The 25,564-nt window shown below is 72.5% G+C and carries 24 protein-coding genes and 2 tRNA genes; 18 read left to right on the top strand and 8 right to left on the bottom strand.

Annotation, left to right across the window (positions count from 1 at the left end; translation table 11 throughout):
- Positions 1-65: 65 nt before the first annotated feature.
- The 4 genes from AB4K12_RS16855 (at position 66) to AB4K12_RS16870 (ending at position 3,254) form a co-directional block, all read left to right on the top strand.
- On the top strand, positions 66-1,205 hold the full coding sequence (locus AB4K12_RS16855) for an SDR family oxidoreductase (protein WP_086566448.1): 1,140 nt from the start codon (positions 66-68) through the stop codon (positions 1,203-1,205).
- Positions 1,206-1,283: 78 nt separating this feature from the next.
- On the top strand, positions 1,284-1,739 hold the full coding sequence (locus AB4K12_RS16860) for a molybdenum cofactor biosynthesis protein MoaE (protein ID WP_368434967.1): 456 nt from the start codon (positions 1,284-1,286) through the stop codon (positions 1,737-1,739).
- Between the two features lie 178 nt (positions 1,740-1,917).
- A complete protein-coding gene (locus AB4K12_RS16865; protein WP_179198745.1) occupies positions 1,918-2,091 on the top strand; it encodes a hypothetical protein in 174 nt (57 codons plus the stop codon).
- Between the two features lie 74 nt (positions 2,092-2,165).
- Positions 2,166-3,254 (top strand): PDZ domain-containing protein, encoded by a 1,089-nt coding sequence (locus tag AB4K12_RS16870; protein WP_368434968.1) that lies wholly within the window; start codon positions 2,166-2,168, stop codon positions 3,252-3,254.
- 27 nt (positions 3,255-3,281) lie between these two features.
- On the opposite strand, the gene AB4K12_RS16875 is transcribed toward AB4K12_RS16870, so the two are convergent.
- On the bottom strand, positions 3,282-3,869 hold the full coding sequence (locus AB4K12_RS16875; protein WP_368434969.1) for a PPA1309 family protein: 588 nt from the start codon (positions 3,867-3,869) through the stop codon (positions 3,282-3,284).
- 180 nt (positions 3,870-4,049) lie between these two features.
- Between AB4K12_RS16875 and AB4K12_RS16880 the strand changes: the two genes are divergently transcribed.
- The 4 genes from AB4K12_RS16880 (at position 4,050) to AB4K12_RS16895 (ending at position 9,386) form a co-directional block, all read left to right on the top strand.
- Positions 4,050-6,929, top strand: a complete 2,880-nt coding sequence (locus AB4K12_RS16880; protein WP_368435269.1) for a UPF0182 family protein — start codon at positions 4,050-4,052, stop codon at positions 6,927-6,929.
- Between the two features lie 43 nt (positions 6,930-6,972).
- Positions 6,973-7,046 (top strand) — tRNA-Met (locus AB4K12_RS16885).
- A gap of 248 nt (positions 7,047-7,294) precedes the next feature.
- Entirely contained in the window at positions 7,295-9,235 is a 1,941-nt protein-coding gene (locus AB4K12_RS16890) for a tetratricopeptide repeat protein (protein WP_368434970.1), read from the top strand.
- Between the two features lie 77 nt (positions 9,236-9,312).
- Positions 9,313-9,386: transfer RNA gene (locus AB4K12_RS16895), tRNA-Met, on the top strand.
- Between the two features lie 78 nt (positions 9,387-9,464).
- On the opposite strand, the gene AB4K12_RS16900 is transcribed toward AB4K12_RS16895, so the two are convergent.
- Entirely contained in the window at positions 9,465-9,881 is a 417-nt protein-coding gene (locus AB4K12_RS16900; protein ID WP_362251611.1) for a Fur family transcriptional regulator, read from the bottom strand.
- A 171-nt stretch (positions 9,882-10,052) separates the two neighbouring features.
- Here AB4K12_RS16900 and AB4K12_RS16905 point away from each other — a divergent pair, with 171 nt between their 5' ends.
- Positions 10,053-11,531 carry a catalase gene (locus AB4K12_RS16905; RefSeq protein ID WP_362251608.1) on the top strand — a complete coding sequence of 493 codons (1,479 nt, stop codon included), beginning with the start codon at positions 10,053-10,055 and terminating at the stop codon, positions 11,529-11,531.
- A gap of 105 nt (positions 11,532-11,636) precedes the next feature.
- Here the strand turns inward: AB4K12_RS16905 and AB4K12_RS16910 are convergent, their stop codons facing one another.
- Both AB4K12_RS16910 and hisN read right to left on the bottom strand, forming a co-directional pair.
- Positions 11,637-12,062: a CBS domain-containing protein gene (locus AB4K12_RS16910; protein ID WP_362251605.1), complete on the bottom strand. Its 426-nt coding sequence runs from the start codon at positions 12,060-12,062 to the stop codon at positions 11,637-11,639.
- A 189-nt stretch (positions 12,063-12,251) separates the two neighbouring features.
- Positions 12,252-13,046, bottom strand: coding sequence for a histidinol-phosphatase (hisN, locus tag AB4K12_RS16915; RefSeq protein WP_086566465.1), 795 nt, complete (start codon positions 13,044-13,046; stop codon positions 12,252-12,254).
- Positions 13,047-13,182: 136 nt separating this feature from the next.
- Between hisN and AB4K12_RS16920 the strand changes: the two genes are divergently transcribed.
- On the top strand, positions 13,183-13,830 hold the full coding sequence (locus AB4K12_RS16920) for a TetR/AcrR family transcriptional regulator (protein ID WP_368434971.1): 648 nt from the start codon (positions 13,183-13,185) through the stop codon (positions 13,828-13,830).
- Between the two features lie 40 nt (positions 13,831-13,870).
- On the opposite strand, the gene AB4K12_RS16925 is transcribed toward AB4K12_RS16920, so the two are convergent.
- From AB4K12_RS16925 to AB4K12_RS16940, 4 genes are all read right to left on the bottom strand, one after another.
- Positions 13,871-14,194: a multidrug efflux SMR transporter gene (locus AB4K12_RS16925; protein ID WP_190063483.1), complete on the bottom strand. Its 324-nt coding sequence runs from the start codon at positions 14,192-14,194 to the stop codon at positions 13,871-13,873.
- An 88-nt stretch (positions 14,195-14,282) separates the two neighbouring features.
- Complete coding sequence (gene rsgA, locus AB4K12_RS16930; RefSeq protein WP_368434972.1) at positions 14,283-15,287, bottom strand: ribosome small subunit-dependent GTPase A; 1,005 nt, start codon at positions 15,285-15,287, stop codon at positions 14,283-14,285.
- 17 nt (positions 15,288-15,304) lie between these two features.
- Complete coding sequence (aroA, locus tag AB4K12_RS16935; RefSeq protein ID WP_368434973.1) at positions 15,305-16,675, bottom strand: 3-phosphoshikimate 1-carboxyvinyltransferase; 1,371 nt, start codon at positions 16,673-16,675, stop codon at positions 15,305-15,307.
- A 49-nt stretch (positions 16,676-16,724) separates the two neighbouring features.
- Positions 16,725-17,450: a M50 family metallopeptidase gene (locus AB4K12_RS16940; protein WP_368434974.1), complete on the bottom strand. Its 726-nt coding sequence runs from the start codon at positions 17,448-17,450 to the stop codon at positions 16,725-16,727.
- Between the two features lie 41 nt (positions 17,451-17,491).
- Between AB4K12_RS16940 and AB4K12_RS16945 the strand changes: the two genes are divergently transcribed.
- The 8 genes from AB4K12_RS16945 (at position 17,492) to def (ending at position 25,522) form a co-directional block, all read left to right on the top strand.
- Positions 17,492-18,325: an SOS response-associated peptidase gene (locus tag AB4K12_RS16945; RefSeq protein ID WP_368434975.1), complete on the top strand. Its 834-nt coding sequence runs from the start codon at positions 17,492-17,494 to the stop codon at positions 18,323-18,325.
- A gap of 76 nt (positions 18,326-18,401) precedes the next feature.
- A complete protein-coding gene (locus AB4K12_RS16950) occupies positions 18,402-19,043 on the top strand; it encodes an alpha/beta family hydrolase (protein ID WP_368434976.1) in 642 nt (213 codons plus the stop codon).
- A gap of 292 nt (positions 19,044-19,335) precedes the next feature.
- The gene (locus tag AB4K12_RS16955) at positions 19,336-20,022 is read left to right on the top strand and encodes a sigma-70 family RNA polymerase sigma factor (RefSeq protein WP_224323048.1); all 687 of its coding nucleotides are present in this window, start codon (positions 19,336-19,338) and stop codon (positions 20,020-20,022) included.
- Entirely contained in the window at positions 20,019-20,339 is a 321-nt protein-coding gene (gene rsrA, locus AB4K12_RS16960) for a mycothiol system anti-sigma-R factor (protein WP_362251584.1), read from the top strand. Before AB4K12_RS16955 ends, rsrA begins: the two co-directional genes overlap by 4 nt.
- A gap of 177 nt (positions 20,340-20,516) precedes the next feature.
- On the top strand, positions 20,517-21,860 hold the full coding sequence (locus AB4K12_RS16965; protein WP_368434977.1) for an HD-GYP domain-containing protein: 1,344 nt from the start codon (positions 20,517-20,519) through the stop codon (positions 21,858-21,860).
- A gap of 542 nt (positions 21,861-22,402) precedes the next feature.
- Positions 22,403-23,557, top strand: a complete 1,155-nt coding sequence (locus AB4K12_RS16970; protein ID WP_368435270.1) for an HD-GYP domain-containing protein — start codon at positions 22,403-22,405, stop codon at positions 23,555-23,557.
- A gap of 225 nt (positions 23,558-23,782) precedes the next feature.
- On the top strand, positions 23,783-24,775 hold the full coding sequence (locus tag AB4K12_RS16975) for a hypothetical protein (RefSeq protein WP_086572405.1): 993 nt from the start codon (positions 23,783-23,785) through the stop codon (positions 24,773-24,775).
- 90 nt (positions 24,776-24,865) lie between these two features.
- Positions 24,866-25,522 carry a peptide deformylase gene (gene def / locus AB4K12_RS16980; protein WP_086572406.1) on the top strand — a complete coding sequence of 219 codons (657 nt, stop codon included), beginning with the start codon at positions 24,866-24,868 and terminating at the stop codon, positions 25,520-25,522.
- The last annotated feature ends 42 nt before the right edge of the window (positions 25,523-25,564 follow it).

Consider the following 25,564-nt stretch of genomic DNA (forward strand, 5'->3'; position numbering starts at 1 on the left):
GTACGTACGTGTCATGACAACGGTGATGGCACATACGTACTGAAGACAACCGCTGGAGACGCCCGGTGAGTTCCCCCGACCGAGAAGTTCGCGCAGCGCGAAACGGTTCCGCGCGCGAAACCACGACCCCGCACGGCCCCGCCGTGCGCGGCCGGCGACCCGTCGTGGCCGTCACCGGTGCCGCGCGCGGCGTCGGGGCGCTGCTCACGCGGCGGCTCGCCGCGTCCGAGGAGATCAAGCACGTCGTGGCCATCGACGAACGCCGCGGCGACGTCACCGAGGCCCAGTGGCACGTGCTGGACGTCCGCGACCCGGCGATCGCCGAGAAGCTGCGCGGCGCCGACGTGGTGGTCCACCTCGCGCTCGACCTCGACCTGGAGACCGACGCGGCGGCGCGCACGGCGTACAACGTCCGCGGCACCCAGACCGTGCTGACCGCCGCCGCGGCCGCCGGCGTGCACCGGGTGGTGCTGTGCACCTCGGCCATGGTCTACGGCGCCCACCCCGACAACGACGTGCCGCTCGCCGAGGACGCCGAGCTGCGGGCCACCGCGGAGGCCACCGGCGTGGGCGATCTGCTCGAGATAGAGCGGCTGGCCAGGCGTGCGCCCCGGGCGCACCCCGGCCTGAACGTGACCGTGCTGCGGCCCGCCGTCCTGGTCGGCGGCACCGACACCGCTCTGACCCGCTACTTCGAGTCGCCCCGCCTCCTGGTGGTCGCCGGATCCCGGCCCACCTGGCAGTTCTGCCACGTGGAGGACCTGGTGAGCGCCCTGGAGTTCGCCGCCCTGGAGAAGGCGGAGGGGGAGCTGGCCGTCGGCTGCGACGGATGGCTGGAGCAGGAGGAGGTCGAGGAGCTCACCGGCATCCGCCGCATGGAGCTGCCCTCGGCCGTCGCCCTGGGCGCGGCCTCCCGGCTGCACCGCCTGGGACTGACACCGTCCCCGGCGGGCGACCTGGAGTACACGATGCACCCGTGGGTCGTCAGCGGCCACCGGCTGCACGACGCGGGCTGGCGGCCCGGCTGGACCAACGAGGAGGTCCTCGCCGAGCTGCTGGAGGAGGTCGCCGGCCGGCACACGGTCGCGGGCCGCCGCCTGGGCCGCAAGGACGCCACCGCCGCCGGCGCCGCGGGCGCCACCGTCGCCCTGCTCGGCACCGCCGCCCTGGTACGCAGGGCCCGCAAGGCCCGCCGGCGCCTGTAGGACCGTACGAAGCCCGCCGGGCGGGCCCGGCGGGACCGCCCCTCCCGCACGCCGCCGACGTGCGGCACGATGGGGCACATGACCAGCTACGACCATCCTGGCGAGCGCGCCGCCCAGGACCCCGTCCGTCTCCTCGCGGTCAGGGACGCCCCGCTGTCCCTGGACGAGGTCTTCGCGGCGGTCGGCGACGACGCGGCGGGCGGCACGGCCCTCTTCGTGGGCACGGTGCGTGACCACGACGGCGGCGCGGACGTGACCGGCCTCGGTTACTCCGCCCACCCCAGCGCCGAGGCGGAGCTGCGCCGGGTCGCGGAGAAGGTGGCGGCGGACTTCCCGGTACGGGCCCTGGCCGCCGTGCACCGCGTGGGCGAGCTGGCCGTCGGCGACCTGGCGGTCGTCGTGGCCGTCTCCTGTCCGCACCGGGCGGAGGCGTTCGAGGCCTGCCGCAGGCTGATCGACGACCTCAAGCTCGAGGTGCCGATCTGGAAGCACCAGACGTTCGCCGACGGGTCGGACGAGTGGGTGGGGGCGTAGCGCCGTCGAGCACCGTGCCACCCGGCTGTCCGAAACCGTCCACTTATGGGCCGCTCCTGGTTGCGTAACCGTCCCCCTGACGTAAGCGTTGAGACCGAAGACGACTAATCTGCTCATCAGTTGTTCTCATGATTGTTCTCATCGGTCAGTGCGGTTGCATAAGGGGTCGGAGGCCGGCATGGCGGCGCTCGCTTGGTTGCTGATTCCGGTCGCGGCGGCGGTCGCCGCGGCCCTCTGGGGAAGCTGGGCGGCACGTAACCGGAAGGCCGGTGATGTCGCGGAACTGGCGGGTTACGCCCGGTTCCGCGAGGCGATGGAACGCACCGAGTCCGGTTCCGGCTCGGCGAGCTAGCGGAGCGTCCCGTAGCTGCCCCGGACGGACCGCCCCGGGAGTGGACTGCCGGACCCGTCCCGTACTGTCGTTCCATGCCCCGCCGCACCGCGACGATGCTCGCCTCCCTCCTGATGCTGATCGCGCTGCTCTGCGCGGGCGTGCTGATCCCCGTGCCCTACTCGGAGATGTCCCCGGGGCCGACGGTCAACACGCTCGGTGAGCACGGCGGCGAGCCGGTGCTGCAGATCTCCGGGCGTACGACGTACCCCACCTCCGGCCACCTCAACATGACGACGGTCCGGGTGACCGGCTCGCAGTACCGGATGAATCTGGTCGAGGCGGTCTACGGCTGGCTCGCGCACGACAACCTGGTGGTTCCGCACACCACGCTCTACCCGGAGGACAAGTCCCCGGACGAGCTGAACCAGGAGACGGCGGAGGAGTTCACGCAGTCCCAGGAGAGCGCCAAGGTCGCCGCACTGCGGCAGCTGGACATCCCGGTGGGCACGCGCGTGATCGTCTCGTCCGTGGTCAAGGGCAGCCCCGCCGAGGGCGCCCTGCACGCCGGCGACGTGATCAAGGCCGTGGACGGCACGGCGGTCAAGGAGCACGGCGACGTCGCCAAGCTGGTCACCCGGCACAAGGCGGGCGAGAAGGTCACGTTCCTGATCGTCCCCGCCAAGGAGGCGGCCGCGGCGGAGAAGGAGAAGCGGCAGCCCAGGACCGAGGACAAGGTCACCCTCGTCACCGCCAAGGCGCCCGAGGACGGCCGGGCGATCGTCGGCATCCAGGCCGGCCGGGACCACACCTTCCCGTTCACCATCAACATCAAGCTGGCGGACGTCGGCGGACCGAGCGCGGGCCTGATGTTCGCCCTCGGGATAGTCGACAAGCTCACCCCGGAGGACCTGACCGGCGGGAAGTTCGTCGCGGGCACGGGCACGATCGACGACACCGGCAAGGTCGGGCCGATCGGCGGCGTGCAGATGAAGACGGTCGGGGCGCGCTCCAAGGGCGCGCGCTATTTCCTGACGCCCAAGGACAACTGCGCGGCCGCGGCCAAGGACGCCCCCTCGGGCCTGACCCTGGTGAAGGTCGACACGATCAAGGACGCCCTGCAGTCCCTGGAGAAGATCCGCAAGGGGGACGCGGCCGGCCTGCCGCAGTGCTCGGCACACTAGCCGCGCCCCCTCCGGAGCCGCAGGAGGTCAGTCCTCGAACGTCGCCGCCAGGGCTTCGGCCAGGCCGGGCACCAGGTCGGCACCGGTGAGGACCTCGGTCGGCGAGTCCTTCTCGCGCAGCCGTACGGCCGACTCGCGGGCGCCGTCGCGCAGCACGGCCACCGTCATCCGGACCTCCTGGCGGTCCGGGTGCTTGGCGACCCACGCGGCGAGCTGCTTGTCGCTCATGCCGTGGGGCACGGACCCCTCGGCGGACGGCGGGAGCATCAGCCGCTCCACGGTCAGGGCGCACCCCACCACGGCCTGCGGCCAGGCGATCGTGCCGAGGAACTTGTCGAGGGCGGTGCCGGGCGGCAGCTCCTCCTGTTCGATGGGGGTGTAGGACGACGCGGCCTGGGACGCGTCGTCGTCGAGGCCGAGCTGGGCGGCCAGGCCGGGCTCCTGGGTGCGGAGCTTGGCCGTGTCGACCAGGGCGAAGAGGCGGGCCGGCTGGTCCCAGCCGAGAGTCGACGCGTATTCGTCGATCTCGAGGACGGCGCGGGTCAGCGGGCTGGCCGCCATGGGCGTGCTGGGCTCGTGGGAGCCGGGAAGGTTCGAACCGGTATTGCTGGACATGGTCAATATCGTGCCCTGAGAGAGCCCGAAAACGGGAACCGAGTAAAGCCTCGGTAAGTTGCCACAGTGGGTCCTAGCATCACGGGGGCCTCAAACGCAGCACAAAACCCGCAGTACCACCCAGCACGACCCACAGCTTCATCGACAGCGAACTTCGAGGTGCGCACCTTGGCTTTCCAGATGCCGGACCGCGGCGGAGGCCCGTCCGGGCCACGGATCAGAGTCGGCCGACCGTCCCGGCGTGTCCGGACCCTGCTGATGACCTTGGGCGTACTGGCGGTGCTCGCCATGCTCTTCGTCATGTTCGCCGGGTTCTGGACGGACTGGCTGTGGTACCGCTCGGTGGACTACTCCTCGGTCTTCACCACCACCCTCGGCACCAAGATCGGCCTCTTCGCCGTCTTCGGCCTGCTGATGGCCGTGGCCGTGGGGCTCAACATCTGGCTCGCCCACAAGCTGCGGCCGCCGTTGAGCGCGATGTCCATGGAGCAGCAGAGCCTCGACCGCTACCGGATGAGCGTCGCCCCGTACAAGAAGTGGGTGTTGCTGGCGGTCACCGCGCTCGTCGGGCTCGTCGCCGGCGCCTCGGCCGCCGGGCAGTGGCGCACATGGCTGCAGTGGGTCAACGCCGTCCCCTTCGGCCGGACGGACCCGCAGTTCCACAAGGACATCGGCTTCTACACCTTCGACCTGCCCTGGTACCGCTTCCTGCTGAGCTTCGGCTTCGCGGCGACGATCCTGTCGCTGATCGCCGCCGCCCTCGTGCACTACCTGTACGGCGGGCTGCGGCTGACCAGCCCCGGCGGGCGGGCCACCAAGGCCGCCACGGGCCATCTGTCGGTCCTCCTGGGCGTCTTCGTCACGCTCAAGGCCGTCGCCTACTGGCTCGACCGGTACGGCCTCGCGGTGAAGTCCAGCGGGCTGAAGTCGGCCGACGGCTGGACGGGCCTGCGCTACGTCGACGCCAACGCCTATCTGCCGGCCAAGACCATCCTCTTCATCATCGCGCTGATCTGCGCCGTGCTGTTCTTCGCGACGCTCTGGCGGCGCACCTGGCAGCTGCCGGTGATCGGCTTCGGGCTGATGGTCCTGTCGGCGGTGCTGATCGGCGGGCTCTACCCCGCGATCGTGCAGAAGTTCCAGGTTCAGCCGAACGAGCAGGCCAAGGAGGCGCCGTACATCAAGAAGAACATCGCGGCGACCCGCGAGGCGTACGGCATCGACGGCTCGAAGGTGAAGGACTACGCGGGCACGAGCGACCTGAAGGGCAAGGACAAGGAGAAGCTGCGCGCCGACGCCAACGCCACGGCCAGCCTGCGCCTGCTCGACCCCAACGTCGTCTCCCCGGCCTTCCAGCAGGAGCAGCAGGTCCGCGGGTACTACCAGTTCCCCTCCACCCTGGACGTCGACCGCTACAAGGCGGACGGCAAGGAGCAGGACACGGTCATCGGTCTGCGCGAGCTGAACCTCAAGGGCATTCCCGAGCGCAACTGGATCAACGACCACTTCAAGTACACCCACGGATACGGCGCCATCACGGCGAAGGGCACCTCCACCGACAAGGCGGGCGCCCCCGACTTCACCGAGAAGAAGCTGCCGACCGAGGGCATGCTCGGCTCGTACGAACAGCGCGTCTACTACGGTGAGAAGACCACCCAGTATTCGATCGTGGGCGGTCCGCAGAAGGAGCTCGACCACCCCAGCGACCAGGGGGAGACGAGCTACAGCTACAAGGGCAAGAGCGGCGTCAACCTCTCGAACCCGGTCAATCGCGCGGCTTATGCGGTGGCCTTCGGTGAGCCGCAGATCCTCTATTCCGGCGCCATCGGCGAGGGTTCGCGGATTCTGTACAACCGCACGCCCAAGGAGCGCGTCGAATCGGTCGCCCCGTGGCTGACCATCGACGGCGACGCCTATCCGGCCGTGGTCGACGGGCACATCCAGTGGATCGTGGACGCCTACACCACGAGCAACGGCTACCCGTACGCCTCCCGCACCACCCTCGGCGACACCACGGCCGACTCGCTGACCACCGGCCAGCGCGCCGTCGTCGCCCAGCAGAACCAGGTCAACTACATCCGCAACTCCGTCAAGGCGACGGTCGACGCCTTCGACGGCACGGTCAAGCTGTACCAGTGGGACACCAAGGACCCGGTGCTCAAGACCTGGATGAAGGCCTTCCCCGGCACGGTGAAGGCGAAGAGCAGCATCAGCCCGGCGCTGATGGACCATCTGCGCTACCCGCAGGACCTGTTCAAGGTCCAGCGTGAACTGCTCACCCGCTACCACGTCACCGACCCGGGCACGTTCTACACCGGCAGCGAGCGCTGGCAGGTGCCGGACGACCCGACCAACGAAGAGGGCAACGCGGTACCGCCGTACTACCTGAGCATGAGGATGCCGGACCAGGAGAAGCAGACCTTCTCGCTGACGACGACCTTCACGCCCAAGAACCGGCCGAACCTCGGTGCGTTCATGGCCGTCGACGCCGATGCCAAGAGCGACGGATACGGCAGCATCAGAATTCTCAAACTGCCCTCCGAGACCACGGTCTGGGGTCCGGAACAAGCCCAGAGCAAGTTCAACGGACACACGCCCGTCGCCGACCAGATCAATATCTGGAAGAGGGGCGATTCCAAGGTCGAGTACGGGAATCTGCTGACCGTCCCGCTGGACGGCGGCCTGCTGTACGTCGAGCCGGTCTATATGCGCGGCACGGGCTCGAACTACCCGCTGCTCAAGAAGGTCCTGGTCAACTACGGCGAGAAGATCGCGTTCAAGGACACCCTGGACGAGGCCCTGAACGAGATCTTCGGCGAGAAGAGCGCGGACACCGGTCAGCCGCCGTCCGGTGAGCCCACCAAGCCGCCGGCCCAGGACGCGACGGTCAAGCAGGCCGTCAAGGACGCCCTGGACGCGTACGAGGCGAGCCAGAAGGCGCTCGACAACAAGGACTGGACGGCCTACGGCAAGGCCCAGAAGGACCTCAAGGAGGCCCTGGACCGGGTGGCCAAGGCCGAGGCCAAGACCGGCGGCGAGGCTGCCAAGCCCGGCAGCTAGTCCGGGGCCCACCCCGCGCCGTGGTACGGTTGTTCCACAACGGCGCGGGGTGGAGCAGCTCGGTAGCTCGCTGGGCTCATAACCCAGAGGTCGCAGGTTCAAATCCTGTCCCCGCTACTCAAAGACAAGGCCCGGAGTTCTCGGACTCCGGGCCTTGTCGTGTACCCGGATCCGCCAGGACCCCGGGCCGGGCCGCAGAACATGCGTCCGCCGCCCGGCACGCGTGGTCTGTGCGGGTTGTGTGCGGGGCCTTTGATTAGAGTTTGGAGCACCGCCGTGTCGGGAAGTCGGGAAGTCGACAAAACGCTGAAGTGACCTCACTGGCTGCGGTATTCCAGGTGTACGCAGGTTGCGGGAGTGCGACGATGGGACTTATGGGGGACAAGGCGAGGCTGTTGGAAACACGTCGGCTTGTAGCGGCTCCCGGTGACGGGAGCGATCAGGACGACCAGGACCCGTCGTCGTACGGCCCGGGGGAGGGCTCCCCCGACGCCGACTGCGCCACCGACGCGGCCGACCTGGAGCTCGAGACAGCCCGCCGCCGTGCCGCCGAGTCCGGCGACCCCGCCTCCCTGAGCATGCTCGGCGCCCTGCTGCTACGCCGCGGCGACCTCGACGGCGCCGAGCGCCATCTGCGCGCCGCGACCGCCGAGGGGGACCGCTCCGCCGCCAACAACCTCGGCGTGCTGCTGCACCAGCGCGGCTACCCCGACGAGGCCGCCAGCTGGTGGCGGGTCGCCGCCGTGGCCGGCTCCGCCGCCGCCGCGCACGCCCTCGGCCGCTACCACCGCGAGCGCGGCGACGAGCCCGCCGCCGAGTACTGGCTGCGCCAGTCCGCCGAGTCCGGCCACGCCCTCGGCGCGTACGCCCTGGCCGACCTGCTGGAGCACCGCAGCGACGTGGGCGCCGAGCGCTGGTTCCGCAGCGCCGCCGAGCGGGGCCACCGCGAGGCCGCGTACCGCCTGGCCCGGATACTCGACGGCCGGGCGCCCAAGGCGTCGTCCCTGTCCGACGGCCTCGCCGAGGCCCTCGGCCCGGCCGTCGGCCGGCAGGCCTCCGGCGGCCCCGACACCTCGGTGCGCGAGCTGCGGGCCGCCGCCGCCAACGGCCGCCGCCAGGACGGCCCGGCGGGCGAGGCCGAGCAGTGGTACCGCCAGGCCGCGGCCCGCGGCCACCGCCGCGCCGCCCTCCACCTGGGCACCCTGCTCGAGGCCCGCGGCGAGACCCAGGAGGCCGCGCGCTGGTACCTGACCTCCGCCAAGGACGGGGAGCCGCGCGCCGCCTGCGCCCTCGGCTTCCTGCTGCGCGACGCCGGGGACACCGACAGCGCAGCCGTCTGGTGGCGCAGAGCCGCCCAGGAGGGCGACGGCAACGCCGCCAACGCCCTGGGCGCCCTGCACGCCGACCGCGGCGAGTCCCAGCAGGCCGAGCGCTGGTACCGCGCGGCCCTGGACGCCGGCGACATCAACGGCGCCTACAACCTCGGCCTCCTCTGCGCCGAGCAGAGCCGCACCGCCCAGGCGGAGCAGTGGTACCGCCGCGCCGCCTACGCAGGGCACAAGGAGGCGGCCAACGCGCTGGCCGTCCTGCTGCTGCAGGTCGGCGACTCCGCCGGGGCCGAGCCGTGGTTCTCCAAGGCCGCCGAGGCCGGCAGCGTCGACGCCGCCTTCAACCTGGGCATCCTCTACGCCGGGCGCGACGAGGAGCAGCTGGCCTTCCAGTGGTACGAGCGCGCCGCCGCCGCCGGGCACACGGACGCGGCCCTGCAGGTCGCGATGGCGCTGCTGCGCGACGGCGGCGCCGGGGACGCCGAGGCGGCCGAGCACCATCTGCGCGTCGCCGTGCGCGGCGGCAGCGCCGAGGCCGCCTTCCGGCTGGGCGCGCTGCTCGACCGCGACGACGACAGTCGCTCCGGCTGCGAGGAGTGGTACGAGCGTGCCGCCCGGCAGGGCCACCGGCGGGCCCAGGTGCGCCTGGGCATGCTGGTCGCCGAGCGGGGCGACGTGGTCGCGGCCGCCCACTGGTACCGCGCGGCCGCCGAGGCCGGCAGCCGCAACGGCGCCTTCAACCTCGGACTGCTGCTGGCCCGCGAGGGCAGCGAGCAGGAGGCGGCGCTGTGGTGGGCGCGGGCCGCCGAGTCCGGGCACGGCCGGGCCGCGCTGCGCCTGGCGCTGCTGGCGGCGCGCCGTGGCGATCTGGCCGAGGGACGGCTGTGGTGCGCCCAGGCGGTCGAGCTGGGCCCCGCGGAGGTCGCCGAGCGGGCGGCGCGGCTGCGCGACGCGCTGCAGCAGGAGCTCACGGCGTAGAGCCGGCCCACGAGGTGAGCAGGGTTGTCACGACATTTGCCCGAGGGGTCACGGATGGGTTAAAGTGACACTACCGACGCGGGGTGGAGCAGCTCGGTAGCTCGCTGGGCTCATAACCCAGAGGTCGCAGGTTCAAATCCTGTCCCCGCTACTGACACGAAGGCCCGGATCCTTTCAAGGATCCGGGCCTTCGTCGTGTTCCCGGGCGCCCCGGGTGGGGCGCCGTCCCTCAGGCCGTGGCGCAGTCGGGGCAGATCCCCCGGAAGGTCACGTCGACCGCGGACACCTGGAAGCCGAAGCGCTCCTCGGACGGCAGATTGGCCACCAGGTCGCCGGCGGGGTGGACGTCGCGGATCGTCCCGCAGCGGGAGCACACCAGGTGCTGGTGGGCGTGGTGGGCGTTGGGGTCGTAGCGCTTGGCGCGGCCGTCCGTGCACACCTCGAGGACCTCGCCCAGCGAGACCAGCTCGCCCAGCGTGTTGTACACCGTCGCGCGCGAGATCTCCGGCAGCAGGTCGGCCGCCTTGGCGTGGACTTCGTCGGCGGTGTAGTGCACGTGGTCCCCGTCGAGCACTTCGGCGACGACGCGCCGCTGCGCGGTCAGCCGCCAGCCGCGTCCCCGGAGTCGTTCCAGCAGGTCACTCATGCCATTCACCTATCAGTCAGATAGGACCAGCGTAGCAGCGGGCCATGTCCACCCATGGAATGCGTATTTCTATGGTTCGCATCTTGACTTAGACAGAGTCCAATGTAGGATCGATCTCGGTCGAGGCCAGGGGCTTGGACCTGGCACAGACATCTGACGACGGAGGCGCACGTGACCACGGCGAACGGCGAGGCGACAACCACGACGGGCCCGCTGACCACGGAGTCCGGAGCTCCGGTCGCGGACAACCAGAACAGCGAGACGGCCGGCCTCGGCGGCCCCGTCCTGGTCCAGGACCAGCTGCTGCTGGAGAAGCTCGCGCACTTCAACCGCGAGCGGATCCCGGAGCGCGTCGTGCACGCCCGCGGCGCGGGTGCCTACGGCACCTTCACCGTGACCGCCGACGTCACCCGCTGGACCCGGGCGAACTTCCTCTCCGAGGTCGGCAAGCAGACCGAAACGTTCCTGCGCTTCTCCACCGTCGCCGGCAACCTCGGCTCCGCCGACGCGGTCCGCGACCCCCGGGGCTTCGCGCTGAAGTTCTACACCGAAGAGGGCAACTACGACCTCGTCGGCAACAACACCCCGGTGTTCTTCATCAAGGACGCCATCAAGTTCCCCGACTTCATCCACACCCAGAAGCGCGACCCGTACACCGGCTCTCAGGAGGCGGACAACGTCTGGGACTTCTGGGGCCTGTCGCCCGAGGCCACCCACCAGGTGACCTGGCTGTTCGGCGACCGCGGCATCCCCGCCTCGTACCGCCACATGAACGGCTACGGCTCTCACACCTACCAGTGGAACAACGAGGCCGGCGAGGTCTTCTGGGTCAAGTACCACTTCAAGACCGACCAGGGCATCAAGAACCTCACCACCGACGAGGCCGTGCGGGTCTCCGGCATGGACCCCGACAGCCACCAGCGCGACCTGCGCGAGGCCGTCGAGCGCGGTGAGTTCCCGAGCTGGACCGTGCAGGTGCAGATCATGCCGGCGGACGAGGCGGCGAACTACCGCTTCAACCCGTTCGACCTCACCAAGGTGTGGCCGCACGAGGACTACCCGCCGATCGAGATCGGCCGGCTGGAGCTCAACCGCAACCCCGAGAACGTCTTCGCCGAGGTCGAGCAGTCGATCTTCTCGCCGGCGCACTTCGTGCCGGGCATCGGCCCGTCCCCCGACAAGATGCTGCAGGGCCGGCTCTTCGCCTACGGCGACGCCCACCGCTACCGCGTCGGCATCAACGCCGACCACCTGCCGGTGAACCGCCCGCACGCCACCGTGGCCCGTACCAACAGCCGCGACGGCTACGCCTACGACGGCCGCCACGGCCGCGCCAAGAACTACGAGCCCAACAGCTTCGGCGGGCCCGTCGAGACCGGCCGCCCGCTGTGGCAGCCGCTCACGGTCACCGGGGCGACGGGCAACACCGAGGCTCCTTCGCACGCCGAGGACAACGACTTCGTCCAGGCGGGCAACCTCTACCGGCTGATGTCGGAGGGGGAGAAGGAGCGCCTGATCGCCAACCTGGCGGGCTTCATCGCCAAGGTCTCGCGCGACGACATCGTCGAGCGGGCGATCGACAACTTCCGCCAAGCGGACACCGACTACGGCAAGCGGCTCGAAGCCGCGGTCCAGGCCCTGCGCGGCTGATAGGCCAACTGGACGCTTGCCGTACAAACCGGAGAGGCCGGACGCCAAAGGGCTCCGGCCTCTCCGGCCTTCTCCCACGCCCGGACGGCCGGCGCGCGGACGGGTTCACCCGGCCAGCGCGCCGGCCCGCTCGCGTTCCGGCTCGGTATCGCGCCGCGCGCCCCGCACCCAGCAGCGGATGATGTCGCGCACCGACACCACGCCGACGGCCTCGTGGCCCTCGAGCACGATCAGGTGCCGGAACTCGCCGCGCGACATGGCGGCCGCCGCCTCCTCCAGAGTCCATTCGGGGGCCGCGAAGACGACGTCGGTGGTGGTGTGGCCGTGGGCGGTCTCGCGGTCGGGGTCGTGGCCCGCCCCGACCGCGTTGAGTATGTCGCGCTCGGTGAGGATGCCCAGGCCGCCGGCCTCGGGGTCGAGGACGACCGCCGCGCCGATGCCGCGCGCGGACATCAGCCGCGCCGCCTGCCGGAGGGTGTGGGCCGGGCCGATGGTGAGGACGACCGTGCTCATGGCGTCGCGGACGAGCATGGCTTGCGTCACCTCCTACATGGACTGCGGGTCGGTCCCGGAACGCCGAACCCGTCGGCCTCCAGCCGGGGTTCACAAGTTCACAAGCGTCGGGAGTGCCAGCGTGGCACGCCCGCGCGGCGGCCGACAAGGTTCGCGAGGCATGATATTTTGCCTACTTTTTACGACTGCCTTGTGGGTTTGAACCCGTTACGTCCGCAGATAGCCGAGCAGTTCGTCGTGCAGCAGCCCGTTGGACGCGGCGGCGTTGCCGCTGTGGGGCCCCGGAAGCCCGTCGAGGCCGGTGAAGCGGCCGCCGGCCTCCTCCACGATGACGACGTTCGCCGCCATGTCCCACAGCGACAACTCCGGCTCGGCACAGATGTCCACCGAGCCCTCCGCGACCATCATGTACGGCCAGAAGTCGCCGTAGCCGCGCGTCCGCCAGCAGTCCCGGGTCAGATCCAGGAAGCCCGGCAGCATGCCGCGCTCCTCCCAGCCGGACAGCGAGGAGTACGCGAACGACGCGTCCTCGATCCGGCCCACCCGCGAGGTCTGCAGCCGCGAGGCCGACAGCAGGCTCCGCCCGGTGTAGGCGCCCGAGTCCTTCGCCGCCCACCACCGGCGGCCCAGCGCCGGCGCCGACACCACGCCCACGACGGGCTGGAAGCCGTCCTTGTCCTGCACCATCAACGAGATCAGCGTGGCCCACACCGGCACCCCGCGGACATAGTTCTTGGTGCCGTCGATCGGATCGATGACCCAGCGGCGCGGCCCCATGCCCTCGCTGCCGAACTCCTCGCCCAGCACGGCGTCGCGCGGCCGGGCGCGCTGGAGATGACCCCGGATCAGCTCCTCGGCGGCCTTGTCCGCCTCGCTCACCGGAGTCATGTCCGGCTTGGTCTCGACCTTCAGGTCGAGAGCCTTGAACCGGTCCATGGTGGCCGCGTCCGCGGCGTCCGCCAGGACGTGGGCCAGGCGCAGATCATCGTGGTAGTCCGACATGCTCCGCACATTACCCCTGGCCAACGCCAGGTCACGTGCGGCGCGACCTGCCGGGGCTCTTGACACCGTCTGGCGGCGCGTCAATCCTGTGCCTGGCCCCCAATCTTCGTGCGGCCGTCCGGCCGGGGAGGCGACGATGCCCGCGGCACGAGAGCTCTTGCTGGACGCGGCGTTCACGGCGCTCGGCGCCCGGCCCTGGAACGGGGTCCGGATGGTCGACGTCGCAGCCGCCGCCGGGGTGTCCCGGCAGACCCTCTACAACGAGTTCGGCAGCAAGGACGGCCTCGCCCGCGCCCTCGTGCGCCGTGAGTCGGAGTCTTTCCTGGCCGGGGTGGAACGTTCCCTCGCCGACACCGCCGCCCGCGGCGGGGCCGACGCCGGGGACCGCTGCGCCGCGGCCGCCGTCTGGACGCTGCGCTCGGCCCGGGCGAACCCGCTCGTCCGCGCCGCCCTGACCGGCTGCCGGGGCGACCGCCTGCCGCCCGCCGCCGCCCCGCCCCTGCCGGCCCCCCGCACCCCGTTCGGCGTGCGGCCGGCCCGTGGCACCCCCTCGCCCGTCGCGCTGGCCGAGCGGATCCGCGACAGCGTGGCCGGGGCGCTCGGCGCGCTCGCCGCCGCTGCCCCGCCGGGCGCGGCGCCCGATCCGGAGGGGGTGCGGCGGGCCTGTGAGGCGGCGGTGCGGCTGACGCTGTCGTACGTCGTGGCCCCGGCCGGCTCGGACGAGGAGGCGGCGGGCGAGGTCGCCCGGCTCGTACGGATCCTGCTCGGCGGGCCCGTTGTCTGAGGGTGCCTGAGGGGATGCCTGAGGGAGTGTCCGAGGGGGGCTAGTGCGCCGACCCCGACAGCTGCAGCCCGATGACGCCCACGATCACGAACGTGATCGAGACGATCTTGAGCGTGGACACCAGGTCGCCCAGGAAGACCATGCCGTAGATCGCGGTCCCGGCCGCGCCGATGCCCGTCCACACGGCGTAGGCCGGACCCACGTCGAGCTTGCGCAGGGCGAGCGTCAGCAGGCCGAAGCTGCCCAGCGCGAAGCAGGCGAAGGCGATCGTGGGCCAGAGCCGGGTGAAGCCGTGGGAGAGCTTGAGGCAGACGGCGAAGCCGGTTTCCAACAGTCCGGCGACCACGACCAGCAGCCACGCCATCAGATTGCCTCCCGTTTCGCGGACCGCCCCGTGGGCTTCGGCGCTCTTGATGCACTTGCCGCCCGCGGTCACTCGCAAACGTAGGCGATCAGTCGCCTTCGCGCCGCTCCCTCGTCGCGAGCAGCCGGCGCAGCGAGTACAGCCGCTGCGGGTCGGCGTGGCCGTCGGCGACCCACTGGTCGAGCGCGCAGTCCTGCTCGTCGTGACTGCACGCGCGCGGGCAGCCCTCGGTGCCGGGCTCGAGGTCGGGGAAGGCGTGGATGACGCGCGAGGGGTCCACGTGGTTCAGGCCGAACGACCGTACGCCCGGGGTGTCGATGACCCAGCCCGTGCCGTCCGGCAACGGCAGGGCCAGCGCGGACGTGGTGGTGTGCCGGCCCCGGCCGGTGACCGCGTTGACGTGGCCGGTGGCCCGCTGACGCTCCACGAGGGCGTTGACGAGCGTGGTCTTGCCGACGCCGGAGTGCCCGACGAACGCGGTGATCCGCCCCTCCAGCTTCTCGCGGACCCGCTGCGCGGCCTCCCCGGCGGCCAGCTCCTCACGGCTGGTCACCACGTAGTCGATGCCCAGGGCCCCGTAGGACTCCATCAGCTTCTCCGCCGACGCCAGGTCCGACTTGGTCAGCACCAGCAGCGGCTCGAGCCCGGCGTCGAAGGCCGCGACCAGACAGCGGTCGATCAGCCGGGGCCGGGGCTCGGGGTCGGCGAGGGCCGTGACGATCGCCAGCTGGTCGGCGTTGGCGACGACCACGCGCTCGTACGGATCGTCGTCGTCGGCGGTGCGGCGCAGCACCGAGCTGCGCTCCTCGACGCGGACGATGCGGGCGAGGGTGTCCTTGTCGCCGCTGAGGTCGCCGACGACCGCGACCCGGTCGCCCACCACGGCGCTCTTGCGGCCCAGCTCGCGGGCCTTCATCGCCACGATGGTGCGGTCGTCGATGAGGACGTGCAGCCGACCGCGGTCCACGGTCAGGACGAAGCCCTCGGAGGCGTCCTCGTGCTTCGGCCGGATGTTCGTACGGGGGCGGTTGCCCTTGCGGTTGGGGCGGACGCGGACGTCGTCCTCGTCGGTGTGCTTGCCGTAGCGGCGCATGGTGCTTCCAGGTCTCTTCAGCTTCTCGGCGCCGTCGTCGCCCCCGCGACGGAGCCGAGCATCCCGGTCCACATCTCCGGGAAGTCGGGAAGGGTCTTGGCGGTGGTCGCCACGTTCTCCACCTCCACGCCGTCGACGGCCAGGCCGATGACGGCGGCGGCGGTGGCCAGCCGGTGGTCGTCGTAGGTGTGGAAGACACCGCCGTGCAGGGTGCGCGGGCGGATGCGCAGCCCGTCCTCGGTCTCGGTGACGTCGCCGCCGAGCTCGTTGATCTCCTTGGTCAGGGCGGCCAGCCGGTCGGTCTCGTGCAGTCGCAGGTGGGCGACGCCGCGCAGGACGGACTCGGAGTCGGCCAGGGCGGCCACGGCCGCGATGACCGGGGTGAGCTCGCCGACCTCGTGCAGGTCCGCGTCGATGCCCGTGATGCGGCCGGTGCCGGTGAAGGTCAGGCCGGCGTCGGTGAGCTCGCAGCTGCCGCCCATGGAGGTGAAGATCTCGCGCAGCGCGTCGCCCGGCTGGGTGGTGCGCTCGGGCCAGTCCGGGATGGTGACGCGTCCGCCGGTGACCAGGGCGGCGGCCAGGAACGGCGCGGCGTTGGACAGGTCGGGCTCCACGACCAGGTCGCGGCCGAGCAGGGCACTGGGGGAGACGCGCCAGACGTTGGGCTCGCCCCCGGACTCGGGGGTGTCGACCTGGGCGCCGGCCGAGCGCAGCATGTCCACGGTCATGCGGATGTGCGGCATCGACGGCAGCACGGAGCCGACGTGGCGGACCTCGACGCCCTGGTTGAAGCGCGGGCCGGAGAGCAGCAGGGCGCTGACGAACTGCGAGGACGAGGAGGCGTCGATCTCCACCGGGCCGCCGTCCAGCGCGCCCGCGCCGTGCACGGTCAGCGGCAGCGCGCCGCGGTCGTTGTCGTCGATGCGGGCGCCCAGGGCGCGCAGCGCGTCGATCACGCCGTGCAGGGGGCGCTCGTAGCTGCGGGGGTCGCCGTCGAAGCGGACCGCGCCGTCGGCGAGGGCCGCGACCGGCGGCACGAAGCGCATGACGGTGCCGGCGTTGCCGACGTCGATGGTGGCCGGGCCGTGCAGCCGGGCGGGGATCACCCGCCAGGCCTCACCGGTGGTGTCGGGGCCGTCCGCGACGGTGGAGCTGGAGGAGACGGTCTCCTCGATGCCGACGCCCAGGGCGCGCAGGGCGTCCGCCATCAGCACGCTGTCGCGCGAGCGCAGCGGGCGGCGCACCCAGCCCGGCTCGGCGGCGAGCGCGGCCAGGATCAGCGCACGGTTGGTGACCGACTTCGATCCGGGCACGGTAACGGTCGCGTCGACCGCTCCGGTGGCGAGCGGAGCGGGCCAGAGGTCAGGGTGCACGGGGCTCTCGGTCATGCCCTTACCTTACTGACGTTCTCGTCGTGGTTCGGTACGAGAAGCCCGGTCACAGCCCCAGCAGCCAGCGTCCGCCCCCGCTCAGGCAGCACAGGGTCACCACGTGGAACAGCCCCAGCCACACCGCCGCGGGCAGGTTCGTCAGCCGCGCCAGCTGGTCCGCGTCGGAATCCCGGGCACCACCGTGCCGGCGCTTGCTCCCCAGCTCGAACGGCGGCCGGACCCCGCCCAGCAGCAGGAACCAGACCACCCCGTAGGCGAACGCCGCCTGCACGGCGGGCCCCGTCAGCCACGACACCAGCACGAACGCCGCCCCCGTGAGCACCACGGTCAGGACGCCGTAGGCGTTGCGGATCATCACCAGCATCGCGGCCAGCAGCGCCGCCGCCCCCCACAGCAGGGCGGTGATGTGCCCGGCGGCCAGCAGGTAGGCCCCGCCGAGGCCGAGCAGGGAGGGGGCGGTGTAGCCGGCGGCCGCGGTGAGGATCATCCCGATCCCGGTCGGCCGGCCCCGGGAGACGGTCAGCCCCGAGGTGTCGGAGTGCAGCCGGATGCCGTCCAGGCGCCGCCCGCTGAGCAGGGCTACCAGGGCGTGACCGCCCTCGTGGGCGATGGTGACGGCGTTGCGCGTGATCCTCCATACGCCGTGCGGGACCACCGCGGCCAGCGCGACGACGCCGGTGACGGCTATGAGCCAGATCGATGGGTGCGGCTGAGTGCCGAAGACGCTCGAGGAACGGTCCCACAGATCGGTGGCGGTGGTGCTGTTGTCCATTTCTGAGCCGCTCCTAGCGTCTTCGTGGCAGTGTGGCACTCATGTGCGGTCGATATGCGGCGAGCCGGCGGCCGGAGGACCTGGCCGGGCTCTTCGGGGTGGAGAAGTGGGAACCGGAGGAGACGCTGGCTCCGGACTGGAACGTGGCGCCGACGAAGAGCGTCTACGCGGTGCTCGAGCGTCCTGTCAAAGACGCAGCGGACCGGCGTCCGGTTCGTCAGCTTCGCGCCCTGCGCTGGGGCCTGGTGCCGTCATGGGCGAAGACGCCCGAGGGCGCGGCGCGGATGATCAACGCTCGCGCGGAGACGGTCCACGAGAAGCCGTCCTACCGGCGGGCCTTCGGGGCGCGGCGCTGCCTGCTCCCGGCGGACGGCTACTACGAGTGGGTCACCGGCGAGCGGGAGCGCGAGCTGGAGGAGAAGGGGCGCCGCAAGCGCGCCCGCAAGCAGCCGTACTTCGTCACGCCGGCCGACGGGTCGGTGATGGCGATGGCCGGGCTGTTCGAGTTCTGGCGCGATCCCACGCTGCCGCCCGACCATCCCCGGGCCTGGTGGGCGACCTGCTCGGTGATCACCACCGAGGCCGACACGGAGCCGTTCGCGGAGACGGGGGAGACGGAGGAGTCACAGGAGCCCGGGCCGCGCTCGCTCGCCGAGATCCACCCGCGGATGCCGCTCGTCCTGCCGCCCGAGCGGTGGGCCACGTGGCTGGACCCGGCGCGCACCGAACCGGAGGAGCTGCTGCCGCTGCTGGCGCCCCCGCCCGCCGGGCTGCTGCGGGCCTACCCCGTCTCCACCGCGGTCAGCGACGTCCGCAACAACGGGCCCGAGCTGCTGAAGGAACTGCCCGCGCCGGAGGAGTCGACGCTGTTCTGAGCCTGCGCTGTTCCGAGCCGTCGCCGTTCCGAGCGCCGCGCGCCGCGGTCGGCGGCCCGCCCGGCAGGATGGAGGCGTGAGCGAACGCATCGAGCAGACCGTCCAGGACGTGCCCACCCCCGCCGGCGACGCCCGCGTCCACTGGCACCTCGCGCCCCACGCGCGCCTGGTGCTCGCCCTCGGGCACGGCGCGGGCGGCGGCGTCGAGGCCCGCGACCTGCGGGCGCTGGCGGCGGCCCTGCCGCCCGACGGGGTGAGCGTCGCCCTGGTCGAACAGCCGTGGCGGGTGGCCGGCCGGAAGGTCGCGCCCGCGCCCTCGGCCCTCGATGCGGCCTGGCGGGCCGTCTGGCCCGCGCTCACCGCGCCCGGGGTACCGGTGGTGGCCGGCGGCCGCAGCGCGGGCGCCCGCGTCGCCTGCCGCACGGCGGCCGGTCTCGGCGCCGCGGCCGTGCTCGCGCTGAGCTTTCCGCTGCACCCGCCGGGCCGGCCGGAGCGCTCCCGCGCCGACGAGCTGACCGGCGCCGGGGTGCCGGTGCTCGTGGTGCAGGGCGCCCGCGACCCGTTCGGCCGCCCCGAGGAGTTCCCGCCCGGCACCGAACCCGTCGTCGTGCCGCACGGCGACCACGGCTTCGCGGTGCCGAAGAAGGCGGACGTCACCCAGGAGGAGGCGCTGGACGTGATCACCCATGCGGTCGGGATGTGGCTGAAGGCGGTCTAGAGCGATCGGGCCCGGTTCATAAGGGCTCTTGGGAGGTTTCCGTTCGGGCGGGAATGATCCACCGGGTGCCGCTGTTGTGGTCTCTGTATCACGTACCGGCACAGACGAAGGAATGGGAGCTCCCCGCATGGGTTCGATCGCATGCCCGTCCCGCCCGCAGACGGCCGACCAGGGTTGGGCGGTCATGGGTATGGCCCAGTCGGCCCTGGCCGGAGCGGCGAGCGCACCGGATCGTCGTCTATTCTCCGATTCGAGCGGGTCCGGTCCGGGCGCCGCCGTGTTGTTGGAGGAGGTGGGTCCGGTCACTGGGATCGACGCTGGGGCCGACGACAACCGCAAGCGGGAGCCTGCCGAGAGCGCCGCGGAGCGCAACGCGCGCTTCGAGCGCGACGCCCTGACCTTCCTCGACCAGATGTACTCGGCCGCCCTGCGCATGACGCGCAACGCGGCGGACGCCGAGGATCTGGTGCAGGAGACGTATGCCAAGGCCTACGCGTCCTTCCACCAGTTCCGTGACGGTACGAACCTCAAGGCGTGGCTCTACCGCATCCTGACCAACACCTTCATCAACTCGTACCGCAAGAAGCAGCGTGAGCCGCTGCGCAGCGCGTCCGAGGAGATCGAGGACTGGCAGCTGGCGCGCGCCGAGTCGCACATGTCGACCGGGCTGCGCTCCGCCGAGTCCCAGGCGCTGGACCACCTTCCCGACTCCGATGTCAAGGAAGCCCTTCAGGCCATTCCGGAGGAGTTCCGCATAGCGGTCTACCTCGCGGACGTGGAGGGCTTTGCCTACAAGGAGATCGCGGACATCATGGGTACCCCCATCGGCACGGTGATGTCCCGGCTGCACCGGGGCCGCCGGCAGCTGCGCGGACTGCTGGAGGACTACGCACGCGAGCGCGGTCTGGTCCCGGCGGGGACCGCCCCCGCGCAGAACGGTTCCGACGAGTCGCACAATCGGAAAGGCTCGGACTCATGAGCTGCGGAGACCCGCACGAGACGGACTGCTCCGAAGTCCTCGACCACCTGTATGAGTACCTCGATCACGAGATGCCCGAAGGCGACTGCGCCAAGTTCGAGGTGCACATCGACGAGTGCTCTCCGTGCCTGGAGAAGTACGGGCTCGAGCAGGCGGTGAAGAAGCTGGTCAAGCGCTGCTGCGGCCATGACGACGTGCCGGCCGACCTCCGTTCGAAGGTCATGGGCCGCATCGACCTCATCCGGGCCGGGCACGCGGTGCCCGATCAGGACGTGGTGGCCGAGGCCAGGGCGGCCGAGGCCGCGCAGCAGGACTGACGCCCGCGCGCCGCGCTCGCGGCGCGGGCCGGATCCTGCGATAGCAGTGATCCAAACCACCGCACCAGGGAACGTCACCCGAACGGACGGCGGATTCCCCGTGCGCGGTTCTCCGGGCTTTCCTGAGCCTATTCTCCCCATCCAGACGCCATGTCCAAGGGTCGGGGAGGACGCGCCATGTGGGCACTTCCGGCGGCGGCGCGCGCGTATATCGCGTGCGCCGTGCTCGCCGCCGCGGTGTGCGCCGCGCCCGTCGTACGCGGCGGCCCGGCCGTGCCCTGGGGTGAGGTCGTCCTGCTCGCCGCCGTCTGCGCCGCGGGCGAGCGGCTGCCGCGCCGCCCCCTGACACTGCCCGTGCTGATCGCCGCGGCGGTGCTGCTGCCGCCCGCGTCCGCCGCCGTCGTGGCGGTGCCCGGGGCGCTCGTGCGGCGGGAGGGCCGGCGCCCGGCGTGGGTGCGGCGGCTGTGGCACGCGGCGCGGTCCTCCCTGGCGGCCGCCGCGGCCTCGTACGTCTACGGGCCCGGCCTGGGCGCCCCCCGCGTGCCCGACGCCGCCTGCCTCCCCGCCGCGCTGGTGCCGGCCGTCGCCGCCGGACTCGTGCTCGCCCTCGTCGGTGCCGTCCTGGACGGTGGCGTGCTGGTCACCGCCGAGGGCCGCTCGGCGCGGACGGCCTGGCGGACGCCGGTGCCGGCGGCGCTCGCGCCGGCGCTGGTCCACGGGCCGACGGGACTGATGACGGCGCTGCTGTGGCACAGCCCCTACGGGCCGCCGGCGGCGCTGCTGGTCCTGCTGCCGGTGTCGGTCTCCTCCTGGGTCCAGGACCGCTGCCGCCGCGAGCGGGCGGCCCACCAGGCCACGGTGCGCGCGCTGGTGCAGGCCGTCGACCTCAAGGACCGCTACACCCGTGGCCACAGCGAGCGCGTCGGCCGGGCGTCCGTGCTGATCGCCCGCGAGCTGGGCATCGGCGGCGAGCGCCTGGAGGCGCTGCGCTTCGCCGGCACCCTGCACGACCTCGGCAAACTGGCCGTGCCCACCGGGGTGTTGCGCAAGGACGGCCCGCTCACGCCGGAGGAGCGCCGGATCATCGAGCTGCATCCCGAGTACGGCCATGAGATGGTGCGCGGCATCGGCTTCCTCGACGAGGCCCGCGCCGCGATCCTGCACCACCACGAGCGGCTGGACGGCACCGGCTATCCCTACGGCCTGGCGGGCCGTCAGATCCCCGAGTTCGCCCGCGTGGTGGCCGTGGCCGACGCCTTCGACGCGATGACCTCCACCCGCAGCTACAGCCGCGCCCGGCCCGTGCCGGTGGCCCTCGCGGAGCTCGACCGCTGCTCCGGCTCCCATTTCGACCCCCGCGTGGTCGCCGCGCTGGTGCGCGCCCTCGACCGCCACGGCTGGCGACCGGAAGCTGTCATTCCGTCCAGCCGAAACGTCCCTGTTGATCACTGTTCCGTCCCGGGCGCCTCCGTGGGCCCACCGGCGGCGGGCGACCGTACGGACCGGGGTGGTCCCGGATGAGAACACGACCGCCGCAGGATCTGACCTGCTGTGACGCGCCGGCCTGTCGGGCGGCCGCGGACGCGTCCGCGGCCGCTCCTCCCGGGGCCGGCCCCCCGGGCGGCGCTTGCCGGGCCGCCTCGACGGCCCAGCCCGGTTTCGAGCGGCCCGGCGCGGAGGCGCCCTCCGGGGAGCGGTCCGCACGGGGATGGGGCGGTGGCGTCCCGGAGACGGGCGGCGTCCCGCCGTGCGCCGGCGCCCGGGGCCTCGGAGCCGCCCCGGCCCCGCCCGGGTGGGGCACCCCCGAGCAGCCGCCCGGGGCCGGCGCACGGGGCACGGCCCCCCAGGCCCCCACGCCCCCCTGGCCCGGCGCCGGCGGCGGGCCGGCCGCCCCGGACGCGCCCTACCGCCCCGGCACGCCCCCGGACGCCGGCGAGCGCGCCCCGCGGGAAGCCGCCCCGGACGCGCCGGAGTGGGCCCGACCCGGCGGGCCCGGCCGGGCCCGCGCCGGGGGGTTCGCGCGGGGGGTGCACATCGTCGCCGGGCTCACGGCGGTCCTCGCGCTGGCGTGGACGGCGTGGCGGGGGGTGGCGCAGCCGCACGTGGCCCTGGCCTACGGGGTGCTGATCGCGCTCGGGGAGGCCGCCCGGCGCACGCCGCGCGGGGCGGGCGCCGGAGCCCGGGAGACCGCGCCCGTGGGGTCCGCCGGCACGCTCGCGTACGCCCTGCTCGGCGAGGTCGGCGGAGAGCCCGCCTCGCACGGCGCCGCCCAGGTCGTCGCCGTCGTGCTCGGCGCCACCCTCGCCGGAGCCGTGGGCCGTCCGCCCGCGCTCGACCGGCTCGCGCGCCGGGTGCTCAACGCCGCCTTCGCCGCCGTCTGTTTCCAGCCGCTGCACGGCTGCGCGCCCAGCCCGTCCTACCCGCTCCTCCTTCTGCTGCTCCTGGCCCTGACCGCCCTGTGCGACGCGGTCCTGGCCGCCGCCCTCGCCCGCTCCCGCACCGGCGGCGGACCGTACGGGCCCCTCCTGCGCGAGGAGCTCAGGGCGCTCCCCGGCGTCGGCTCGGCCATCGGCGCCGGCGGCGTCGTCATGGCGCTGGCCGTGGCCGCGGCGGGGCTGTGGGCCCTGCCGGTGTTCTGCCTGCCGCTGCTGGTCACCCAGCTGTCCGTGCACCGCTACGAGGCCGTGTGCGCCACCCGCCGCCAGACCATCGCCTCGCTGGCCAGAGCCACCGAGATCGCCGGCTACACCCGGCCGGGACACGCCCGGCGGGTCGCGACGCTGGGCCGCGCCGTCGGCCGCGAGCTGGGGCTGTCGGGGGCCGACCTCACGGTGGTGGAGCACGCGGCACTGATGCACGACATCGGCCAGCTCTCCCTCCCGGTGCCGGTCCCCGCCGGGGCGACCGAGCCGCTGCCGACCGAGGAGCGCCGCCGCATCGCGCTCCTGGGCGGCGCGGTGGTCCGCCGGACCGGGGTACCGCCGGACGTCGTACTGGTGGTCGAGCGCCAGGCGGATCCGTACCGGGACCAGCCGCTCACCGCCCGTATCGTCCGGACCGTCAACGCCTACGACGACCTCGCCGGCGACCCGGCGTGCGGCCCGCTGCGCGCCCTCGAGCGCCTCCGTCTGGCCACCGCGCACGACCACGAGCCCCGGGTGGTGGAGGCGCTCGCGGCGGTGCTCGCGCGCGGAGGCCCCGCTCCATCAGGCCCGTGACAGCGGGGGTGAAGGGGGACTGGCCCGCCGAACCCACGGGTAATGAGCGGGCGTCCGAAGGGGCATGGTTGGATGCGAAGAGACGAAGAGAATGGCGAGAAAGCGGAAACCGGGGGGTGTCGTGCGCGGGGTCGTCGGCAAGGAGGTCCGACAGGGCGGCTTTCTCCGCCCGGTCCATCCGGCGTGGTGGCACGCAGAACACGCAGAAACCGGCAGGCGGGAATCGTGAGGATCTTCGGCAAGGTACGGCACCGGCCTTCCGCCTCGTGGCGGCAGGCGACCGACCGTGCCTTCACGCTCATCGGCGACGGCCGCTACGAGGACGCGGGAGCGCTGCTGACGCGCGCGGCCGACATGGAACCATGGCTGTCCGAGTCGTGGTTCAACCTCGCGCTGCTGCACAAGTTCCGGCACGACTGGGAGCAGGCCCGCGCCGCCGGGCTGCGCGCCGTGGCGCTGCTGGACCGCGAGACCGGCGCGCCCGACTGGTGGAACGTCGGCATCGCCGCCACCGCCCTGCAGGACTGGCCGCTGGCCCGCCGCGCCTGGCAGGCGTACGGGCTGCGGGTGCCCGGCGAGGGCGGCCCGGCCGGTGAGCCGACCGGGATGGAGCTGGGCAGCGCGGCCGTGCGGCTGTCGCCGGAGGGCGAGGCGGAGGTCGTCTGGGGTCGCCGACTGGACCCGGCGCGCATCGAGGTGCTGTCCATCCCGCTGCCGTCCTCCGGCCGCCGCTGGGGCGAGGTCGTGCTGCACGACGGCGTCCCGCACGGCGAGCGGGTGACCGCCGCCGGGCCCTCGTACCCCGTCTTCGACGAGATCGAGCTGTGGGCCCCCTCGCCCGTCCCCACCTGGGTCGTGCTGCTGGAGGCCGCCACCGAGGCCGACCGGGACGCGCTCGAGCGGCTCGCGGCCGACGCGGGCTTCGCCGCCGAGGACTGGTCCTCCTCCGTGCGTCTGCTGTGCCGGACGTGCTCGGAGAGCCGGATGCCCAGCGACGAGGGCGACGGCGAGCACCTCGACCCGCACGATCACAGCGAGCCCGGACACCCCGGCCCGCTGGGCCACCGCACGGCCGGCTCCGGCTCGGGCTCGCTGTGGGTGCCCGAGCGCGAGTGCGGCATCGCGGCACCCGCGGGGCTGGTCAGGGGGCTGCTCGACGGCTGGGTGGCCGACAGCCCGGACACCCGTGAATGGCGGGATCTGGAAGAGGTCTGCTGAGCGGCCGCTGTGGCCCCCGTACCCTGTAGAGACCCAGTGGATTCAGGGCAAGATATTGCTTTCGGGTTGTGAGAGAGGCATACGGCGGACATGGCGCAGCAAGACACGGACCAGCCCGTGAACGACGAGTCGAACGAGTCGACCGCTTCCGGCGAGTTCATCGTGGACACCGAGGACTGCGAGGCGCGTGAGCTCGCGCACCGCGAGCGCGGCACCTCCCGCCCGATCACCGTCGTCGGCAACCCGGTGCTCCACAAGGAGTGCAAGAACGTCACGGAGTTCGACGAGAAGCTCGCGCAGCTGATCGACGACATGTTCGCCAGCCAGCGCACCGCCGAGGGCGTGGGCCTGGCGGCCAACCAGATCGGCGTCGACCTGAAGGTCTTCGTCTACGACTGCCCGGACGACGAGGGCGTGCGCCACGTCGGCCACGTGGTCAACCCCGTGCTCGACGACCTGCCGGCCGACCGCCGCATCCTCGACGACTCCAACGAGGGCTGCCTGTCGGTCCCGACGGCCTACGCCGCCCTGGCCCGCCCCGACTACGCGGTCGTCCGCGGCCAGGACCTGCACGGCAACCCGATCGCCGTCGAGGGCACCGGCTACTTCGCCCGTTGCCTGCAGCACGAGACGGACCACCTGTACGGCTACCTGTACATCGACCGTCTCTCCAAGCGCGACCGCAAGGACGCCCTGCGGCAGATGGCCGACGGCACCCCGCGCTACCCGGTCGTCTCCAACGGCTGATCGCGCGTACGACGCACATGTGGCGGGCGCTCCCGAGGGAGC

The sequence above is a fragment of the Streptomyces sp. C36 genome (genome assembly GCF_040932295.1).
GTDB classification, from domain to species: Bacteria; Actinomycetota; Actinomycetes; order Streptomycetales; family Streptomycetaceae; genus Streptomyces; species Streptomyces triculaminicus.